At 66.3% G+C, this 20,053-nt stretch carries 20 protein-coding genes and 1 tRNA gene; 19 read left to right on the forward strand and 2 right to left on the reverse strand.

Annotation, left to right across the window (positions count from 1 at the left end):
* Positions 1-4 precede the first annotated feature (4 nt).
* From B7D75_RS05840 to B7D75_RS05930, 19 genes are all read left to right on the forward strand, one after another.
* The gene (locus B7D75_RS05840; protein WP_004353026.1) at positions 5-229 is read left to right on the forward strand and encodes a hypothetical protein; all 225 of its coding nucleotides are present in this window, start codon (positions 5-7) and stop codon (positions 227-229) included.
* The gene (locus B7D75_RS05845) at positions 229-1,695 is read left to right on the forward strand and encodes a phage portal protein (protein ID WP_033980369.1); all 1,467 of its coding nucleotides are present in this window, start codon (positions 229-231) and stop codon (positions 1,693-1,695) included. Before B7D75_RS05840 ends, B7D75_RS05845 begins: the two co-directional genes overlap by 1 nt.
* Complete coding sequence (locus tag B7D75_RS05850; RefSeq protein ID WP_019726635.1) at positions 1,679-2,851, forward strand: head maturation protease, ClpP-related; 1,173 nt, start codon at positions 1,679-1,681, stop codon at positions 2,849-2,851. Before B7D75_RS05845 ends, B7D75_RS05850 begins: the two co-directional genes overlap by 17 nt.
* Positions 2,848-3,483 carry a head decoration protein gene (locus tag B7D75_RS05855; protein ID WP_033971519.1) on the forward strand — a complete coding sequence of 212 codons (636 nt, stop codon included), beginning with the start codon at positions 2,848-2,850 and terminating at the stop codon, positions 3,481-3,483. Before B7D75_RS05850 ends, B7D75_RS05855 begins: the two co-directional genes overlap by 4 nt.
* 66 nt (positions 3,484-3,549) lie before the next feature.
* The gene (locus tag B7D75_RS05860) at positions 3,550-4,548 is read left to right on the forward strand and encodes a major capsid protein (protein ID WP_033971521.1); all 999 of its coding nucleotides are present in this window, start codon (positions 3,550-3,552) and stop codon (positions 4,546-4,548) included.
* 32 nt (positions 4,549-4,580) lie between these two features.
* Positions 4,581-4,862, forward strand: a complete 282-nt coding sequence (locus B7D75_RS05865) for a hypothetical protein (protein ID WP_031632195.1) — start codon at positions 4,581-4,583, stop codon at positions 4,860-4,862.
* Positions 4,859-5,296, forward strand: a complete 438-nt coding sequence (locus B7D75_RS05870; protein WP_015648938.1) for a hypothetical protein — start codon at positions 4,859-4,861, stop codon at positions 5,294-5,296. The genes B7D75_RS05865 and B7D75_RS05870 overlap by 4 nt, the downstream gene beginning before the upstream one ends.
* A gap of 50 nt (positions 5,297-5,346) precedes the next feature.
* Entirely contained in the window at positions 5,347-5,547 is a 201-nt protein-coding gene (locus tag B7D75_RS05875) for a hypothetical protein (protein WP_107113827.1), read from the forward strand.
* A 27-nt stretch (positions 5,548-5,574) separates the two neighbouring features.
* The gene (locus B7D75_RS05880) at positions 5,575-6,327 is read left to right on the forward strand and encodes a phage tail tube protein (protein ID WP_024007846.1); all 753 of its coding nucleotides are present in this window, start codon (positions 5,575-5,577) and stop codon (positions 6,325-6,327) included.
* Positions 6,328-6,398: 71 nt separating this feature from the next.
* Positions 6,399-9,665, forward strand: a complete 3,267-nt coding sequence (locus tag B7D75_RS05885) for a tape measure protein (RefSeq protein WP_232675618.1) — start codon at positions 6,399-6,401, stop codon at positions 9,663-9,665.
* Entirely contained in the window at positions 9,662-10,072 is a 411-nt protein-coding gene (locus tag B7D75_RS05890) for a hypothetical protein (RefSeq protein ID WP_107113829.1), read from the forward strand. Before B7D75_RS05885 ends, B7D75_RS05890 begins: the two co-directional genes overlap by 4 nt.
* 48 nt (positions 10,073-10,120) lie before the next feature.
* Positions 10,121-13,672, forward strand: coding sequence for a hypothetical protein (locus B7D75_RS05895; protein WP_107113830.1), 3,552 nt, complete (start codon positions 10,121-10,123; stop codon positions 13,670-13,672).
* Positions 13,672-14,679: a hypothetical protein gene (locus B7D75_RS05900; protein WP_107113831.1), complete on the forward strand. Its 1,008-nt coding sequence runs from the start codon at positions 13,672-13,674 to the stop codon at positions 14,677-14,679. Before B7D75_RS05895 ends, B7D75_RS05900 begins: the two co-directional genes overlap by 1 nt.
* Entirely contained in the window at positions 14,676-15,536 is an 861-nt protein-coding gene (locus B7D75_RS05905; protein ID WP_107114659.1) for a hypothetical protein, read from the forward strand. The genes B7D75_RS05900 and B7D75_RS05905 overlap by 4 nt, the downstream gene beginning before the upstream one ends.
* Entirely contained in the window at positions 15,533-17,293 is a 1,761-nt protein-coding gene (locus B7D75_RS05910) for a hypothetical protein (protein WP_107113832.1), read from the forward strand. The genes B7D75_RS05905 and B7D75_RS05910 overlap by 4 nt, the downstream gene beginning before the upstream one ends.
* Entirely contained in the window at positions 17,293-17,529 is a 237-nt protein-coding gene (locus B7D75_RS05915) for a hypothetical protein (protein ID WP_019682828.1), read from the forward strand. The genes B7D75_RS05910 and B7D75_RS05915 overlap by 1 nt, the downstream gene beginning before the upstream one ends.
* A 245-nt stretch (positions 17,530-17,774) precedes the next feature.
* A complete protein-coding gene (locus B7D75_RS05920) occupies positions 17,775-18,404 on the forward strand; it encodes a glycoside hydrolase family 19 protein (RefSeq protein WP_107113833.1) in 630 nt (209 codons plus the stop codon).
* Entirely contained in the window at positions 18,401-18,769 is a 369-nt protein-coding gene (locus tag B7D75_RS05925) for a hypothetical protein (RefSeq protein ID WP_107113834.1), read from the forward strand. The genes B7D75_RS05920 and B7D75_RS05925 overlap by 4 nt, the downstream gene beginning before the upstream one ends.
* Entirely contained in the window at positions 18,766-19,029 is a 264-nt protein-coding gene (locus B7D75_RS05930) for a hypothetical protein (protein WP_107113835.1), read from the forward strand. Before B7D75_RS05925 ends, B7D75_RS05930 begins: the two co-directional genes overlap by 4 nt.
* Before the next feature lie 24 nt (positions 19,030-19,053).
* Here the strand turns inward: B7D75_RS05930 and B7D75_RS05935 are convergent, their stop codons facing one another.
* Both B7D75_RS05935 and B7D75_RS05940 read right to left on the reverse strand, forming a co-directional pair.
* On the reverse strand, positions 19,054-19,365 hold the full coding sequence (locus tag B7D75_RS05935) for a hypothetical protein (RefSeq protein ID WP_107113836.1): 312 nt from the start codon (positions 19,363-19,365) through the stop codon (positions 19,054-19,056).
* 577 nt (positions 19,366-19,942) lie between these two features.
* A tRNA-Leu gene (locus tag B7D75_RS05940) sits at positions 19,943-20,029 on the reverse strand.
* Positions 20,030-20,053: the final 24 nt, after the last annotated feature.

A 20,053-nucleotide genomic window follows, 5' to 3' on the forward strand; every position in this document is an offset into this window, starting at 1 on the left:
CAGCATGAGCACAGCGCAGCAGCGCCTGGACGAGGTCCGGGTGGCGATTCAGGACATCCTGAAAAAAGGGCAGTCGGTGCGCAAGGGAGACCGCCAGGTCGACCGCGCGCAACTGGCGAGTCTGCGCGTTCTGGAGCAGCAGTACGCCGAAGCCGCAGCCCTGGAAGCGGCTACGAACAACCGGCGCTCGCGCCAGGTTCGCCTCTACAGCGGAGGCAAGGGGATCTGATGGCTACCCGATACCGAATCACGTCGAAGCGCATTCGCAACAGCTACGAGGGCGCTGGCACCGGACGCCGCGCCGCAGGCTGGGACGCGCCCGAGGCGGCGCTGAATGCGGTAGCCATTCCGGCATTGCCGACCCTGCGCAAGCGCTCGCGAGCGGCGGTGAGGAATGACCCCTACGCCGCGAGCGCGATCAGCAAGCGCGTCAGCAACCTGATCGGCACCGGCATTACGCCGCGCGCACGCCTGGACGACGCGGCGTTGCGCGAGGCGTTGAACCTGCTGTGGGAGGACTGGGTAGACGAGTCGGACGCGGATGACCGTACCGATTTCTACGGCCTGCAGATGATCATCGCGCGGATGGTCGAGGAAGCGGGCGAGTGCTTCGTGAGGCGCCGCAACCGGCGGCCGGAGGACGGCCTGGCGGTACCTCTGCAACTGCAGGTGCTCCCGCCTGACTTCGTCCCGGTGGATCGCAATTTCAAGACCCGCAGCGGCAACGTGGTGCGCGCGGGAATCGAGTTCGACGCCATTGGCCGCCGGGTTGCCTACTGGATGTGGCAGAGCCATCCCGGCGATCCGGGAGCGCCCCGGCGCGGCTACAACCAGCTCAACCGCATCCCGGCGGACCAGGTGCTGCACATCTTCGAGCCGCTGGAGGGTGGCCAGCTGCGCGGTGTGCCGCGCTTGTCGCCGGTTCTCCTGCGGCTGAAGTCGCTGGACAACTACGACGACGCGGTGCTGTTCAGGCAGGAAGTCTCCAACCTGTTCGCCGGGTTCATCACCAGGCCTCGACAGGACGGGGCGCCGATCTTCGATCCGTCGACCGGGCTGGCACCTGCGCAGGATCGCGACGGGACACCGATGGTCGGCCTGGAGCCGGGGACCATGCAGGAATTGCTGGAAGGGGAGGAGGTGGTTTTCTCCGACCCGCCGGACGCCGGTAACACCTACGTCGACTTCATGCGACAGCAACTGATGGCAGCGGCGGTCGGTGTCGACCTGCCGTATGAGCTGCTCACCGGCGACATGGGCGATATCAGCGACCGCACCTTGCGGGTGCTGCTCAACGAGTTTCGGCGCCGGATCGAACAGGTTCAGTTCAGCGTGTACGTCTACCAGCTCTGCCGCCCGGTGCGCGCGTGGTGGCTGGATACCGCGTACCTCAGCGGAGCAGTTGACCTGCCGGACTATCCGACGCGGCGACGTGAATTCCTGCGCACGCGTTGGATCCCGCAGGGCTGGGCCTACATCCATCCGGTGCAGGACGTCCAGGGCAAGCTGCTGGAGATCGGCGGAGGCCTCGCCAGCCGGAGCGAGCATGCGCTACGCACCGGATACGACGCCGAGGTGATCGACCGGGAGAACGCCCAGGACAACGCCCGGGCCGACAGCCTGAACCTGCACTACACCACCGACACCGGGCAACCGGTGAGAGACCAAGGGGACACCCATGAAGAAACGCAATGAACAGCCCCTGGCGCTGGCCGCCCTGTGGGCTCTGCTGGGCGTTGGCACGCTCGCCGATCCGCGCATCCAGAACAAGGCGCAGGGCGCGCCGGATCTGCAGGCCGAGCACTGGTACAGCGTCAAGGCGCTGAGCGCTGAGGGTACCGGCTCGGCCGCCTCCATCGAGATCTACATCTACGGCGAAATCGGCTTTTGGGGCATCACCTCCGCGGATTTCATCCGCGACCTGAAAGCAGTCGACGACGGCACCTCTCCGGTACTGGTCCACTTCGACACCATCGGCGGTGACCTCTTCGACGGCATCGCCATCCACAACGCGCTCCGGGCCCTGGGCGAACGCTGCACCGCCCGGATCGACGGGGCTTGCTTCAGCGCGGGCAGTGTCGCGGCCTGCGGCGCACACCGGGTCGAAATGGCCGACAACGCGCTGTTCATGATCCACAACCCCTGGACCCTCGCGGCAGGCGACAGCGAAGACCTGCGCAAGGTCGCCGACATGATGGACCAGGCGTTCGAGGGCATCGTGGCGAGCTACCAGCATCGGCCGCTGAATGTCGATGACGCCGAGCTGCGCCGGATGATCGACGACGAAACCTGGCTCACTGCACCCGAGGCGAAGGACAAGGGGTTCGTGGACGAGGTGCTCGGCGCGGCCGAGCCGGTCGGCGTGAATGCACGCCTGGGCAAGGTGCTGAATCGCTATCGCAACACGCCTGACGCGGCGCGCCGGCTGCTGGCCAGCCAGGAGCCAGCGGGTGACCTCGCCCCGACGTCGGCCGAACTGGCTGCGGAGCTGACGGCGGACTGCGCCCAGGCCGGTCTGGCCGACTGCGCGGCGTATCTGATCAAGGCCTCGGGCCTGAAGGATCGCGAGACGGTGCGCGCGGCCTTGGACCGGGCGAAGGCCGTCCGGTCGGTATGCCTCGTCGCGAAAATGCCCGATGAGGCCAAGGCGCTCATCGAGGAGGGCCTGGATGCCGACGGCGCCCGTCTGCGGCTGTACGACAAGATCGTAGCGCGCAGCACCCAGGTGGAGATCGACAACCGCGTGCCGACGGACGATCTGCCGCAGAACAAGGCTTACCAACCCCCGGCGCCGAGCGACGTGTACGCGAAGCGCCGGCTCAATGCCTCGAAAGGAGGAAAGCAAGCATGACCATCAAGACCGAAGGCGTTCACGCCGGAGAGTTCCTCCTGTCGGAGGCCAACGGCTCGCGCAGCCGCGAAAACATCGTCATCACCGCCGGCTCCGGCCGGCTGGTGGCGGGTACCTTGATCGCCCCCATCACCGCCGCCAATGCGCTGACCGCAGCCGCGGCGGCAGGGAACACCGGCGACGGCACTGTCGGTGCCACCGTGGTGACCAGCGCCGCCATCAGCGGCACCTACGTGCTGGAAATCACCGAGGCCGGAGCCAATGGCGGCAAGTTCGAGGTGGTCGACCCGCAGGGACGCCAGGTGGGCACTGGTCAAGTCGGCCAGGCGTTCACCGGCGGCGGAATCGGCTTCACCCTTTCCGACGGGGCCGCCGACTTCGTGGTGGGTGATCGCTTCAACCTGCAGGTACTGGCAGGGCTCGGCGAGTGGACGCCCTACGACGACGACGGTGCCGATGACGGTCGTCGCGCGGCTGGCGGCATTCTGTTCGGTCCAGTGGACGCCACGGATGCCGACGTCAAGGCGGTGGCCGTGGTTCGTGATGCCGAAGTGATCGCCAGCCTGCTGACCGGCCTGGATGCCGCCGGTGAGGCCGACCTCAAGGCGCTGGGCCTCATCCTTCGCACCTGACCTCCTCCGTCCCTCAACCACCTCAAGCCCCGCCTGCGCGGGGTTTTTCATTTCTGGAGTATCCACATGGCTGAAATCAGCATTTTCGAAGATGAGGCATTCTCGGTGGAGGCGCTGCTGGCGGTGATCAACACCGATCACCCGGTGCCGGGGCAACTCGCCGCGCTGGGCCTGTTCGAGGAACAGGGTGTGTCCTCGCTGGTGGTGCAGATCGAAAAGGACGGCACCACGCTGCAACTGGTGGAGGCGAAAGCCCGCGGCGGTGTAGGCCAGGTCGTGACCGGTGATAAGCGTCAACTGGTCCCCTTCAACACCGTTCACCTGCCGCAGACGTTCCGGATCCTCGCCGATGAAATCCAGGGCATCCGTGCGGTGGGTAGCCGGACCGAGCTGCAGTCCGCCGAGGCGGTCGTGGCCAAGCGCCTGGAAAAAGCGCGCCGCCAGTTGGACCTGACCCACGAGTATCAGCGCATCGGCGCCATCAAGGGCAAGATTCTCGATGCCGACGGTTCGACGGTGCTGCTGGATATCTACCAGGCCTTCGGACTGAGGAAGCCCAAGCCGCGATCGCTCGAACTGGGTAACCCCGAGGGTGACCTGAGTGGCATTCTGGCCGACCTGCTCGACGAGCAGGACGACGCGCTGGGCAACGTCACCAGCACCGGTTCGCGAGCGTTCTGTGGCAAGAACTTCTGGGCCAAGTTCATCGATCACCCCAAAGTGCGCGGCACTTACCTGAACACCCTGCAGGCGGCGCAACTGCGGGGTGACCGTCGCCAGTCGTTCGAGTTCGGCGGCGTGATCTGGGAGCGCTATCGCGGCAAGCATGACGGGGAGCCGTTCGTGGACGATGGCAGTGCCCAACTGGTCCCGGAGGGGGTTCCGGACCTGTTCATCAGCGCCTTTGCGCCGGCGGACTACATGGAGGTCGTCAACACCGAAGGCCTGCCGTACTACGCCAAGCTTGAGCGTCTGCCCTTCGACAAAGGCGTGGCTGGGGAAGCGCAATCGAACCCGCTGCACCTGTGCACCCGCCCGTTGGCGGTGCGCGAACTGACCCTCTGACCGTGGCGGGTTTCTCTGAACTGGTCGCCGACATGGACGAGATCATCGCCGACGTCCTCGGCGATGGTGAGTTTGGCTACCTGGACCGCTCTGGCCGGCAGATCGGCAATGCTGCGGTGATCGTCGAGGAAGGCGTGGAACGCATGGAAGCCGGCGCCTTGGATCGGTACCGGACCATTGCGTGCCGCAAGGCGTTCTTGCAGCCGCTTGATCGCAAGGGGGCGTTCCTCGATTCCGATGGCCAGGTCTGGCGCATCGACGGCATCCATGCCGACGACGGCGACTGGATCACTTTCTACGTGGTGCCCGAATGAGCGACGTGATCGATGTACAGACCGCGGTCATCGGCCAACTGCTGGACCTGCTGGCCGCGGTGCCGGCGTTCGGCGATGCCGTTCGCGAGGACTGGGTGGCTGGGGTGCTCGACGCCGAGGACAGCGACGAGCCCGAACGGCTGATCATCCTGCAGGAAGGGGACACCGTGGAACGAGACCGGTCGCCGGGCAGTGTCGTGGAGGAGTGGACCGTGAACATCGTCCCGATGGCGCGCGGCAGGGACGCCGCCCAGGCGTTGCGCGAGGCGCGCCTGGCGATCAAGCGGGTGCTCAAGGGCCACAAGGCCGGGCTGACGGTGCCCGGCCTGGTGCGTGTCGATTTTCCGGCATCCGCTGTGCGCCTGCCCGAGCCCGGCCGGCGCTGGGCCTATCGAGCCATCCCTCTGCAGGTCAGCTACTCGCAGCAGTTGTAACCCATCCACCAGGCCGCCTCCGGGCGGCCTCTTCATTTCCGGAGGGCTCCATGCCCGAGATCATCGTTACCAGGCCGTTCAACTACCGCGAGGGGCTCGACGCGACCCACTACCCGGCGTCGAAGGGCGCCATCAGCGTTACCGCCGCCGTAGCTGCCCATGCCCTGGGCAAGGGCTACGCCACCGAGGCAAAGGCCAAGGCGCCGATTCCCGTGGATTCCGCCGAACCGGCCGGCGGCGCGCAGAAGTAACCCACCCGAACCCATCAGGAGAGCACCATGCTCCAGACCATCGACCGCTCGTTCATCGGCGAGGGCATCATCCATGCCCGCCTGTACGGGTCGCAGGAACCGTTCCTGCCGCTCGGCAACTGCGACACCTTCAACATCAGTTTCGCCACCGACCGCAAGACGCTGCCCAACTACATGGGAGGCGGCGGTAACAGCAACGTCCGCGAGCGCGTCACCGACGTGACGTCCTCCATCGGTATGTTCGACCTGACCGCCGAGAACGTCGCCCTGGTGACGCGCTCCACCATCCAGGTGGCGCCCACCGCCGCGATCACCGACGAGGCGCATACCTCGCAGGGGGTTGCGCTGGAGTTGATCCCGTTCAAGTACCTGCCGGACCTGACCAAGCCCGTGACGGTGAAGACCGCGGGAGATGTCGAGGTGGCCCCGGGGACCGACTACCTGCTGGTGCCCCATGGCATCCAGGTGCTGAGCGGCGGCAAGATCGATGCTACCGGCATCAAGGTCAGCTACACACCGCGCCCGAGCCGGGCGGTGCATATGCTCAACGGCTCGCAGAAGGAGCTGGAGCTGTTCATCGCAGGCCTGAACGACGCGCAGTCGGGCGAGCCGTTCGCGCTGCGTCCTCGCCGCGTCAAGTTCGGCCTCCTGCAGGAGCTGGCGGTGTTGGGCCAGGAGTACGCCAAGCTCACCGGCCCGGCGGAACTGCTCGCCGATTCGCGCGTGACCGCGACCGACATTTCCAAGTTCTGCCAGATGGATCTCGCGCAGGCGGCCTGACCGCCGTGCCAGGGATGGCCCCATGACCACAGCCCGCCGTTTGGCGGGCTTTTTTTTGCCAGAGGATTGCCATGGCGAACCCAATGCAGCGCCTGATCCAGTTCGTTCTTCGCGGCCGGGACGAACTGTCGCCCGCCGCCCAGCAGTCGACCGAGGCGCTGGAAGGGCTGCGCACCACGGCGGCGAACCTGAACCGGCAGTTGGACGATGCGAAGGGGGCTCGCGGCCTGGTGACCGCGCTCGGAACTACCGAGCGCGCCATTGCGCAGACGCAGACGTCGGTGCAGCGGGTGGACCGTACCATTGCGGACCTGCGCGAGGCGTTGGACCGCAACCCCGGGAGTCGGGGCCTGGCCGTGTCCCTGCAGATCGCGGAGCGGGACGCAGCGGGTCTGCGTCGGACCCTTGACCAACTGACCGCTCGGCACGCTGAGCAGCAACGTGCGGCGCGGGCGGCGGGCGTGGATACCGGCCAGCTTGCCAACGAGGAGCGGCGGCTGGCGTCGGTGGTCGACAACACCCGCGAGAGCCTCGCGCAGAACAGCCGCGAGATCCGCGAGCTGGAACGTGCGCAGATGCGAGCGGCGCGGGAGGCTGCTGGCCACACCTCGCGCGTGACGGCGCTGCGTGAGGCCATGTCGTCCGGCGTTCGCCAGGCAGCCGCTTACGCCGCGGCCTTCGTCGGCATCCAGGCGGCGCTGAACCTGGTGCGCAGAGGAATCGGCCTGGTGCGTGATGGCATCGTCTCGATGCTGACCACCGGCGACCAGTTCGAGAACCTGCAGAACCGGCTCACGTCGCTGATGGGCTCGGTTGCCGAGGGTGAGCGGGCAACCGCCTGGATCAAGACCTTTGCCAAGGATACGCCGCTTCAGTTGGGCGACGTCACCGACGCCTTCGCGCTGCTGAAGGCCTACGGCCTGGACCCGATGGATGGGTCGCTGAAAGCGATCGAGGACCAGTCGGAGAAGCTGGGCGGTGGCATGGAGCGCCTTGAGGGCATCACGACGGCAGTCGGCCAGGCCTGGGCGAAGCAGAAGCTGCAGACCGAGGAGATCCTGCAACTGGTCGAGCGTGGCGTGCCGGTGTGGGACATGCTGGCCAAGGTCACCGGCAAGAATGCCGCGCAGCTGCAGGATCTGGCGAGCAAGGGCAAGCTTGGCCGGGACGTCATCAAGGCGCTGGTCGACGAAATGGGGCGCAGCTCCGAAGGGGCCGCGGCCAAGGCCATGAGCACCCTGACCGGTCTGGTCAGCAACCTCGGCGACACTGCGGCCGACTTTCTCAACCGCATTGCCAACGCCGGCGCGCTGGACCACGTCAAGAACAAGCTGAAGGAACTGGGTGACACCATCGCGCAGATGGACCAGGACGGGCGCCTCGACGCGCTGGCCAAGGGGCTGTCGGATGCCTTCGTCCAGGGCTCGGAATGGGTCGAGCGCTTCATCAAGCGCCTGGCCGACGTCGATTTCGGCACCCTGATCGACAAGACCTCGGCCTGGCTGAGCAGCTTCAGCACCCAGCTGGACGACATGGCCTCGCGGGTGCAACTGTTCATCGCGCCGTTCCGGACGTTGTTCAACGGCGTTACCTCGGGCATCAGCGCTATCGCCCTGGCCTGGACCGGCACCCTGTCGCTGATGGTCGCCGGCATCGAGACGGTGGCGGAGAAGATCCCGGCGGCGCTGGGTGGGGAGCGCATCCGCAGTTCCGTCGCCGGTGTCCACGACTTGCTCAGCAGCATGAGCGAGGGTTTCCGCCAGCAGATCCAGCAGGACGCGCAGGATATTGCGGATGCCTGGGACACCAGCACCACGGCCACCGCCTCCGCCGCACAGCAGCAGAGCCAGGCGATCAGCGACACCTTCACCGACCTGAAGGCGGGTGCGAAGAGCGCGGCCGCCGAGTCGGTGCAGGCGGTGACCAGCCTGCAGAATGCCCTGGACCAGATCAGCGCGGCCAAGACCACCGAGCAGCTGACCGCCCTGCAGGGGGAAATGCTCAAGGCCTACCAGGCCGGCACGCTGAGCCAGCAGGAGTATGCGAACGGCGCCGGTGTCCTCAACGCGAAGCTGAGCGAACTGAAGTCGACCGCCAGCGGCGCCGCCCTGGGGGTGTCTGATCTCAGTACCGGCCTGGAGAACCTGAAGCAGGTCCAGGACGCGATCAGCAGCGCGAAGACCACGGTCGATATCCAGAACATCCGGACGGCGCTGAGCCGGCTGTACAACGACGGCACGATCAGCGCGCGGGAGTTCAACCAGGAACAGACCAAGCTGTCCGCCAAGGTCAAGGAACTGAAGGCGGCCGGCGAGGAGGGCGCCAAGGGCATGCAGGCGGTCGCGGAGTCCTCGGACAAGGCGGCCCAATCGCTCTCGGAGCAGCGCAAGGCCATCGGCGAATCGATGGAGGCGACCCGTAAGGGCGTAGCGTCGACCCAGGCCGATATGGGTGCCTTCGAAGGGTTCTTCGGTGGGGTGTTGAGCACCGCGCGGCAGGGCGTCGCGCAGTTGAGCCAGGAAGCGCTGAACGCCTTCGATGCGATGCGTGGGATCTCCACCGTCGATCTCAGCATCGACACCAGCAGCCTGGACGCCACTTCGCGCTCCCTGGCCAAGGTCAGTGAGCAACTGGCCCGGATCAAGGCCGAGTCGGGCGTGGGCATGAGCGGTTTCGGGCGCTGGGCGATGGATACCCAGCGGGCCAGCCTGGAGATCCAGGCGGCGTACCTGGAGCAGAAGCGCAGCCTGCAGAGCCTGATGGACGACTACGAGCGCGGGACCATGAAGCTGGGCGACTTCGTGTCGGCGGCCAAGGGCGCTCGAAACGGCCTCAGCCTGCTGAACGATTCGGACATGCGGCAACTGGAGAGCGCGATCGAGGCGGCCAATCAGAAGATCCAGCAGCTCAAGGAAGGCTCGAAGTCGACGCTGGTCAGCCTGCGCGAGGAACTGGCGGGGCTGCGCGGCGAGCAGGAAACCGTGGATCGCAGCCGGTTCAACAGCCGCAAGGCCGAGTTGCAGCAGCAACTGGCCGAGGCCCAGGGCAGCGGCGACATGAACGCGGTGCAGAACCTGATGACAGCGCTGGCCACCCTGCAGCAGATCCAGGCCGAGACGGATGCCAAGCGGCAGCGAGAGGAGCAGCAGAAGCGGGTGGACGAGCAGAACGCCGCCAAGGCCGCGCCGCCTGCCTCGTCGCCGGTATCGAGTCCTCCGCCCCGGGTCGTTCGTTTCGAGACGCCGCGGGGAGCCGTTGACGTGGCGGTGGCCAGCGAACAGGACGAAACCAACCTGCTCGGCGTGCTTGAGCAGGCCAGCATGAGGACCGGCCGATGAGGCTCGATGCGGTGGAACTGGGCGACCAGTTCGAATGGGTGGACGAGTTCACCTGGGATGCGGTGGCACAAGAGCAGGAACGCTCCCTGACCGGCGCGCTGCTGGTGCAGGAAGGCACCAAGCTGCATGGCCGCCCGATCACACTGCGCTCCGGGGGAGGGGTATGGACGCCGCTGTGGGTCGTGCGGCAGTTGGAGGTGCTGCGCGACCAGCGCCTGCGGGTCATGCCGCTGGTGCTGCCAGACGGCCGAGAGTTCTCGGTGATCTTCAACCGCGCCGACGGGGCGCCGCTGGAAGCCGAACCGTTGTTCCGCGAGGTCAACCCCGGTCCGGACGCCGACTACCTGGTGACGTTGCGACTGCTCACCGTAGCGCCGCCCCCGGCGCCGCCCATCCCCGACCCTTGATCCCACACCCCGCCTCGGCGGGGTTTTCTTCTCTGGCTGGAGTATTCCATGACGATCACCGTCGATGATGTAAAGCTGCTGAAATCCCAGCGCCTCACCGATGAGGACGACGGCGGCGGCCGTGCCACCGGGCAGGCCGTGGTGGATCGCGAGATCAACAACCTGTTTCCCGATATCTCGCGTCTGGACCGGACCATCGGCCGGATCAACCTGCGCAAGGCCTTCGCCGGCATCAGCTCGAACAGCGCCGAGCCATACCTGGGCGCGCATGCCATCGTCACGCGGGCGCCGGCCGATCCGCGTGTCTCGGTGCTGCTGTTCAACACCGGCAGCCAGACCGACGAGCGCCGCGACGCGCGCAACGCCATCGAGTCCTTCGTGGTGCCGGCCGTGTCCGCCTCGTTCGAGCTGCTGGGCAACCAGTTGCAGGGCCAGCGCGCCATCGCTTGCGTGCAGCGCGAAGAGCAGCGGCTGCCCGAGATCGGCGAGGTCTATCAGTTGGTGTTCGAGTCGCGCTCGCAGTATGTCCGCATCACCGACGTCGAGGCGCGGCTGGAACAGTTCGCCCACGACTACGGCAACGGCAACTTCGTGAACTTCACCCGGCGCCGGCTGGACCTGTCGATCAGTGCGCCGCTGGGCGCGACCTTCCCCGGCGGCCAGGTGACCCCAGGCGGCACGACTGATCCGAAAAGCAGGGTACTCAGCACTCAGGTCGCCGATGCAGCGCGGTACTACGGCATCAGCCCCCTGGCCGAAGCTGTCAGTCGCGGCGCGCTGAGCCTGCGGGTCAAGTCGGTCTATTCCCAGCTGGTGCCCAGCACCACCCGGGAAAACGCGCTGGTCGACCAACTGGCCGGCTATCAGCGGCGCCTGTTCGCCGCGGCCGGGCCGGCGCGGACGGTAAACCTGAATGTCGCGAACATAGGCAGCGGCAGGTCGCGGACGTTCCTCGGCACTGGCTGCGCGCCGGGTTCGCTGTCGCTGAGCGCTGGCGGCGGTGTGTTCGCCGACGACCGCAAGGGCGGTCTGCGCTACATCAGCGGATCGAACTGGATTGCCAGCGGTACCGTCGACTACGAGAGCGGCGCAATCGAGATGGCGGCCTCCGGCAGCGGCTGGAGCGGGACAGCGAGCGCCACCTACCAGCCGGCCGCGGCGGCGACCGGCGAAGCGGTGACCGGGGAGATCCCTATCGAACTGGGCAACCGCGGCTTCGTCTACACCCTGTCGCTGTCCGAAGCGCCGCCCCAGCCGGGCACCCTGGTGGTCTCGTTCCTCGCCCTGGGTAAATGGCAGGAGATCCGCGACCAGGGCAACGGCGAATTGGCCGGGGAAGGCACCGGCACGGTGGACTTCGCGACCGGCTCGGTGTCGATCACCCTGAGCGCGCTGCCGGACGTGGGGAGTTCGCTGATCTACGCCTACGTCGGGCAGAACGATGCGGCGCTGACCCAGCGCACCGGCACCAGCGTGCAGGCCCGCGCGCGGATCAACCGGACGTTGCCGCACCAGGGGCTGTTGCCCGGCTCCTACAAGGCGGCGTTCAAGGTCGGCGGGGTAGAGCGCACCGTGCTCGATAGCGGCAACGGCTCGCTCAGCGGTACCGGTGGCAGCGGCCAGATCAACTATGCCGACGGCAAGGTCAGCATGGAGCTGAGCGCGACGCCAGATGCCGGGAGTGGGATCGTGCATACCTACCAGCAGGGCAGCGTGACCGACAGCCCGTTGGCGGTGACCTCCGACAGCACCGGCATGTGCATCGGCACGCTGCCCGGGGCGCCGCTCAAGGCGGGCAGCGTGCGTCTGTCGTGGATCACCAAGCGTCGCCAGGCAGCACCGACCCTCGGTGCGGACATGGGTACCGGGGCGCTGCCGATCTTCGAATCGGAGATCACCGTGGACAACTCGGTGACGGACGATGCCGCCGGCGGCTGGGCCGGGCGCGCCGGGACGATCAACTACGAGACCGGCGAGTTCAGCCTGAAGGTAGCCGGCAACTACGTGTTCAAGGAGTACACCTACTACACCGACACGGTCGACAACTTCGGCATGAAGAAGCTGCGCCTGGTGGCTACCGACACCACCTTGCTCGAGGGTTTCGGTGGCACGCTGAGCGTGCGCGCGCAGAGCCGCGGCGTCGAGTACGGCGAGCAGACCGATTCGCAGACCGTCGCGCCGGTGACCCTTGACCTGTTGCCGGGCGTGGCCGAGCCGATCCTGCCGGGCTCGCTGGTGTTCACCTGGGCCGGCGAGGTCTACGTCGACCGCTCTGGTGTGCTGTACAAGAACATCAGCAGCAGCACCAACGCCGGTATCGCCGTCGGCTCGGTGGATTACGCCGGCCGCACCGCGACGCTGAATACTTATGGCTCGGGGGCGGCGCCGACGGTCACCCTGCTGGCCTGTCTGACCACCAACGCCGGTTTCAGCGTCACCAGCATGACCTTCCGCACCCCGGGGGCACCGTTGCGTTCTGCGAGCCTGCAGGTGACGGCGGTTCGCCTGGATACCGCGCAGATCGTGACCACCACGGCGGACGCGAACGGCAAGCTCAATGGCGCGGTGATCAAGGGCAGCGTCGATATCGTGACCGGCATCGTCCGGCTGCGCTTCACCAGCAACCTGGAGGACACCACCGGGGCCAGCGATATCCCGGTGATTCCGCTGCTGCTGCGCTACAACGCGGTGGTCTTCACCTCGCTGCCGCTGGATGCAACCCTGCTGGGACTGGACCCGGTGCGACTGCCAGCGGACGGGCGGGTGCCGGTGTTCCGCGAGGGCGACGTGATGGTGGTTGCCCATACCGCCGAGACCACGGTGCCGAGTCCTCAAGCCGGGGGCGTGCTGCAGCTCGGCCGCGACCAGCAGGCCGAGATCAAGGTGGTGGACGCCAACGCGGTGGAACTGGCCTCGGCAGGCTACAGCGTCGACCTGGAACGCGGCCGGGTGACCTGGGCCAACCCGCTGCTCCTGCAGGATGCCGAGGGCAACCCGCTGACCCTGCCGCTGGTGGTGCGCGACCGGGTGGAGCACATGACCCTCTGCACCGAGGTCCAGGTGAACGGCGAGCTGGGCATCTCCTCGCCGCTGCCCTGGGATCTGCCGGCGGGCGAAACGCTGGCGTCCAGTGCGCTGAGCTGGGGCGACCTGCAGGCTCGCCTGCACCACTGGTTCACCCAGCGGACCTGGGATATCGGCTCGCCGAACTGGACCGATGAGCCCAAGGGCGACGGGACCACCGCCAACTACAACAGCCTCGCCTATCCGCCGCTGATCGCCAACCGCGGCGCGATCGATGCGAAGTGGGCGCTGGTGTTCAACTCCTCGACCAGTTTCAGCGTGGTGGAGGAGAAGCTGGGGGTGATCGCCAACGGTACCACCACCACCGATACGGCGCCGATCAACCCGGAGACGAACACGCCGTACTTCACCATCCGCAAGGAAGGCTGGGGCAGTGGCTGGGCGGCCGGCAACGCAGTGCGCTTCAACACCGACTCGTGCCTGGGGCCGATGTGGATCGTGCGGACGGTACTCAGCGGCAAGGGCACCGTCGAGGACGATGAATTCCACCTGCAGATCAGAGGAGACGCGGACTGATGACCGCTCGACAGTACAGCTATCGGGACGCCGGCGCACCGCCGGCGCTCTTCCCGTCGGCGGTGACGCCGTTCCAGAAGCTCAAGAGCTACCTGCGCGCGGCGCTGGTCGATGGCTACGGCAATAAGCCGCCGGCCGGGTGGACCGTGGTGAGCGAGTTCGACACTGCCATCACCCTGGCCCCGGCGTCCAACTGCGCGCAGATCACCTTCTGCCAGCACTTGCCAAGTAGCAGCGGTAGCAGCTACCGGGACTTCGTCGGGATCTATGTACATGAGGGAATGCTGGATATCAGCACTCCGCTTCCAAAGGGAGTCAACACGCGATCACGTACGTGGTCGGCGGACACCAATCCCACCAGCAATGATGCCCATATTCTCTATCTGGGCTACATGTACTGGAACGACGCTACCTATTGGCAGATCTGCGCGGATGCCGAGACGTTTGTCTTTTGCATGCTGGCGAATAGGGGCTATGAGAATACGAGCGAGGACTACCACCTCGGCCTCTATGTCGGGCAGTACGAGAGCTTTAGTGGCGCCTCCGGCGTTCAGGGATTCATCGCCGTCGGTGGCGCCCAGGGGAATCAAAGCTCGGGCAGTCGCAGTACCAACCGCTCCTTTGGGAGTGGGTTCAGTTCACTGCGTGACCAGCGCTCGGGGGAGATCATCCAGGGTGCCGGTCCCGGCCTGGGGGCGCAGATGGACCAGATGCAGTATCAGAGCACCTACTATGACCGGCCGGAGGGAGAGAATCCTCCCTACTGGCGTATGCAGCAGCCCTATGTGACGAACGGCGCGAACTACGTCGGCCGCCTGAAGGGGGTGTGTTTCGACCCGATCCTGGGACACTACCGACATGGGCACCTGCTGGATCGGCTTGGCCTGCCCCTGGCCGCTACCTCGGTGGCGGAAGCGGTGCAGATGGATGGCAAGACCTACTACGTGGATATGGACCGCTGGGGGCTCTGGTTCCTGTCTCTCGATCCGGCGTGGTGGCCAGCATGACCGGGCTGATGCTGCAGGTGGTGCCGCCTCTGCAGGCCAGGCCCGATACCTGGCTGCAGCGCTTCGGCATTGGGCCGAAGACCCTTCGCCCGCCAGTGGCGGTCGTCTGGTCGGGGGCCAGGCAGGCGATCTACCAGACCCTCGCCGTGAAGGTCACCCGCGAAGGGGAGGAGACTCCGGCGCGCAAGATTGCCACGCTGTATCGCGGGGCGGTGGTCACCGCGACCGCGATGACGGCGACCTTCCAGGTCTACGAGGGCGAGACGGTGCAGCGCTTCGAGGCATCGGGCCTGCGCGGACAGTTCGTGATCCAGGTCACCGACGAAGGCGACCCGCGCCTGGGGATCATCCGCTGGCCGGTCCTCGATGCCGATACGCGCCTGCTCTCCTATGACCTGACCGAAGGCTCGGGCGGTCGAGATCCGACCGACCCGGCGAAGGTGCGGGCGGTCGTCACGGTCGACGGCGGTGCGGCGTTGCGCCAGGTGGTGGTCATCGAGCGCAAGCTCGATGGCGAGTGGCGGGTGGCCGGCGTGGGGCAGACGGCCGAGTCCGGGCGCGCCGAGATCGCCCTGGAGGTGACGGCCGGCGGGACCACTTACGCGATGGGGCTGGATGACTGGGGCGCGGTGTTCGAGCCACGTCTCGCCGTCAGCCTGGGCCAGCGCGTGCGTCCGACGATCTTCTCTGGCTGGCTCTACGAGGTGACCGAGGCCGGGGTACTGCCGGCGGCTGAGCCGGGTTGGTGGCCGATCGAGGGCGACAACCCCAGCCGCCAGGTCGGCACGGCCCGTCTGCAGGCGACGCGTTACTACCGCCCGCTCAGCCACGGGCCCTTTCCTGTCGAGGCTCTATGATCAATGCGAGTTTCGGCGCCCCCTGGCAGAGGGCGGCGCCGCTTTCCGTGCGCGCCGTCCCGCTGCGCTGGCAGCGCCTGGTGTTTGCCGATGCGCGTAGCGGCGGGCTGTGGGGCTCCGGCCGACCACTGGCACGGCGTTGCGCCAGTGGCTGGTCCGGTGTACCGGTGCGTGATGCGGGCTGGGGGAGTGGCTGGGAGCACGCCGAGCAGCGCAACGCGGCAGCCCGCAGCGCTTGGGACAGCACCCGGGTGCTGGACGTGGAGAGAGAGCTAGGCTGGGATCGGACGCTGCGCCCGCGTGATCGGCGCCTGTCGCTGATCTACAACCCGCGCCCGTCGCCCAAGGACGCCGGCCGTCCGCCCGGCTGGCGGCGCTCGGCCGAGTTCGACCGCTTCCGCGATGCGCTCTCGGAGAGGCGTGCCAGTCTCTACATCCCGACCGGCCTGCTCGACTTCAATTTCGGCCCGACCCGCTACACCCCGGCGAACACGCCCGACGTGTTTTTCGATTTCCGCTACGTGGCGCCGGTCCGTGGTATCCGTCCGGTGGACGCCGGGGCGCGCAGCAGCTACGGCAGTCCGGCCCACTTCGATGCGTTGCGGCGGATTCCCTGGGCATGGGGGCGGCCGACCGATCCGGTGCCGACGGGCATCGTCTATCCCGACTATCCGGGGCCGGTGGTACCGATAGATCCACCCACCGAGCCCGAGATACTGGAGACCTACATGATAGGAAACACGGTCACCCTGGTGGTGCTGCCGAGTCGCACGCCGCTGGATGCGACCAGCATTCGCATCGGCCTGGATATCGACTCGTTCGCCTGGTCGTTCTCGGCTGACCTCTTCGGTCGCACCTCGCTTGACCTGGCGGCGCCGGATGCCAACGGGCCGAAGACGGTAGAGCTGGAGATCAACGGCTGGACCTGGCGGTTTCTGGTCGAGCGTTACAGCGGCAGCGGCAAGCATCCGAGCGAGCGCTACACCATCAACGGCGCGAGCCGCACCCAACTGCTGGACGCGCCCTATGCGCCGAAGCGCAGCGCGGTGAACACGGCGCCGCTGAACGCACGTCAGGTTGTCGACGACCAGTTGCAGTACACCGGCTTTTCAGTGTCCTGGGACGTCGAGAACATGGGGCCGCCGGACTGGACGCTACCGGCCGGCGCCTTCAGCTACCAGGACCAGACGCCGATGCAGGTCATCGTCAAGCTGGCCGAGGTCGCCGGCGGCATCGTGCGGCCGGGCCTGATGGACGACTCGGTGACGATCCTGCCGCGGTATCGTGAGGCGACCTGGTACTGGGACACCGCGATTCCCGACCGGATCATCCCGGCCGCCATCGTCGCCGAGTGGGGCAGCGAGTGGAGTCCCCAGCCGGCATGGAATTTCGTCTACGTCAGCGGTACCAGCTACGGCGTCAGCGTGCAGGTGCGGCGCGCCGGTACCGCCGGCGAGGAGTCGGCGCCCGACGTCATGGAGGACTGGATGACCGGCACCGAGGTGGCGCGCTCGCGCGGGATCTGTGAGTTGTCGAAGGGCGGTAACCAGGCGATCGAGACGCGCCGTATCCCGTTGTTCCAGAAGGATGATGGGGTACCGGGCCTGGTGCAGCCGGGAATGCTGGTCGAGGTGAGGGACGAACAGGCGACGTGGCGCGGTCTCTGCCTGGCCACCGATATCTCGGCCGAGGGGGTAGGGGCTAGCCGCGTGTGGCAGACCCTGCGCATCGAGCGCCACTACTCGGGAGGCTCCTGATGGCGACGGTCAACCCCTGGCGTCGGTTCATCGGGCTCTTACCGGGCGGCGCGCGTACGGTGGGGGAGGTGATCGACGTCGACGAGGGCGCCGGCACCTGCCGCGTCCGCCTGCGAAACAACGTCGTGATCGCGGCTCGGGGCACGGCGGTGCCGGCCGGGCAGATGGCGTTCATCAGCGATGGCATGGTGACCGGGCCGGCGCCGCAGCTCCCCCAGTTCGATATCGAGGTTTGACTGAGCCGATCCGACCAGCATGCCGTCCAGGCACTGCAGGCGGTCGGACCCGCGTTTCAAGGTAAGCGGATCGCGTGCGGAGATCCACCAGCCATCACGCAAGAGCTGATCAACATGGGCGCGCAGCCCCGGCAACATCCGTTTATTCATCGTGGTTCGCCTCCTACCTGGCAAGCGAACGATAGCAAACCGGAACCCCTTCACGCCTACCGATAGCAGAGCATTAACGTTACTGGAGAGTACCGATGCTGATTACCGAGCAGCAGTTGCTGCAGATATTTCCGAACGCCGGCCATCGCGCCGGCTTTTTTGTGCCCGCACTGAATGTTGCCATGGGGCGCTTCGGTATCACGTCGCCGGTGCGCGCGGCAGCGTTCCTGGCGCAGATCGGGCACGAGAGCGCCCAGTTGACCCGGCTGGTGGAGAACCTGAATTACTCGGCGCAGGGGTTGGCGAATACCTGGCCAAGTCGATATCGCGGCGCTGACGGACGCCCAAACGCCCTTGCGTTGAACCTCGCTCGGCACCCCGAGGCCGTTGCGAATAACACTTACGCCAACCGCAACGGCAACGGCGATGAGTCCAGCGGAGACGGCTGGCGGTTCCGCGGTCGAGGGTTGCTGCAAATCACCGGCCGTAAGAACTACCGGGCTGCCGGCGCCGGCCTCGGCCTGCCGCTGGAGGCTGAGCCTGAGTTGCTGGAGCAGCCCGAGCACGCGGCCAGGTCGAGCGCCTGGTGGTGGGCGGCGCATGGGCTCAACAGCCTGGCCGATTCGGGCAGGTTTGCACTTATTACCCGGACGATTAACGGCGGCATGAACGGCCAGGTGGAGCGCCTGGAACTGTGGGAGCGTGCCAAGGCGGTGCTGTCGTGATCTCCGCCCGTACTTTCTCGGTCGCGCTGGCCTGCCTGCTGCTGGTCGGCCTCGGCGCCGTTGGCGGTGTTTGGATCGGCGCGCGGCACTACCGGCCGCAGCTCGATGCTGCCCTGGCGGATCTGATTGCCTGCCGCGCCGCCCGGGGAGAGTTGGAATCCGCAGTGGCGGAGCAGGTCCGGCAGGTTGCCGCGCTGCGTCAGGCTGGTGAGCAGCGCGTCAGGGAGGCAGCCCAGGCGGTGGAGCAGGGACGACAGCAGGCCGCCGAGCAGTATGCCGCGGCACAGCGCCTGTTGCGTGAGCGCTCCGCTGGTGATCAGTGTCTGGCAGCCGAAGTGGTCATCGATCAGGAGTTGGGTCTATGAAGGCAGTGCTGATGCTGGTGATGGTCGCGCTGGCGGGATGCGCCGGCCAGGTCGAGCCTGAGCCGCGCACGGTGCGCGTAGAAGTGCCCGTTGCGGTGCCGTGCCGAGTGCCGGCGGTAGAGGTGCCGGCCTGGGCAACCGCTGGGCTGAAGAAGAGCGACGATATCCAGACCAAGGTCCGTGCGCTGCTGGCCGAGCTGCAGCAGCGGAAGGGGTATGAGGTGCAGCTGCGCGTCGCTGTGCAGGCGTGCAGTGAATAGAGAAGAGGCGCCATTAGGCGCCTCTTACTTGGATCTCAAAGCCGTTGGGGCTTTGGAAGGAGCCTCGTCGACGGCGCTCAATCGATCCTTCGCCATCTCAAGGCCAAAGTCGATCGCTTTGTTGCCAACATAACCTGCGAACGAAGCAGCAGCAGTGCCAATGGCCATCACCACTGTTACCACAGCAGCGGCAAATAGTAGCTTGCGTTCGACCGACTCCACGCGTGCAACGACCGTTTGCTGATCTTGCTTAAGATCGCCGATTTTTTCTGCGAGGTGTTCAATCGACTGCTCGAGCCGCGCCACTGATGCCGTTAGCTGAGTGATAGCCTGCATATTCCACGCCGAGGCGGTAGGGCTTGGCGTTGACTCGGGGATATCAGGCGTTCCGATCGGGGGCCTTGTATGATGGTTTTTACTCATCCTTAAGCTTCCCACCTAGATTTTACCCAGTCCCAGATGTTGGTCGGCAGACGACCGTAATATGAGGTGACGAGCGTTACGACTCCGGTACCTGATTTCCCGTCAGTGATGCCAAGGGCGCTGGACAGCTCCTCGCTGGTGCCTCGAAAATTAACAAAGTGGCCATGGGCTGGGAGATCAATGAACTCCATCCCATTCCTTTGTAGTTCGGCCTTCACGGCAGCAGGATTTGACGCAGGTAGTACCAGAAAAATCGCCATTTACGTTCCCCTTATGCCGGCCTGCCGAAACACGCCGGCTACGCATAGAAAGTATGGTCTCCAAGGTTAGATATCAATACTTCAGTGCGAATCCTTGAACCTGATCAATGGTTCGTGAGCTAGAGACTATAGATGCAGCCTAGGCTTTGCGCAGAAGAAAGCTCATTACGCCAAATTCACGCCTTCAGATACGCAAAAGCCCGTAAGTTCAATGACTTACGGGCTTTCTGTGGTGCCTCGGGAGAGACTCGAACTCTCACTCTGTCGCCAGAAACGGATTTTGAATCCGCCGCGTCTACCGATTCCGCCACCGAGGCAATGGCGGCGCAGTATAGGGAGGC

Source organism: Pseudomonas paraeruginosa (genome assembly GCF_003025345.2).
Classification (GTDB): Bacteria; Pseudomonadota; Gammaproteobacteria; order Pseudomonadales; family Pseudomonadaceae; genus Pseudomonas; species Pseudomonas paraeruginosa.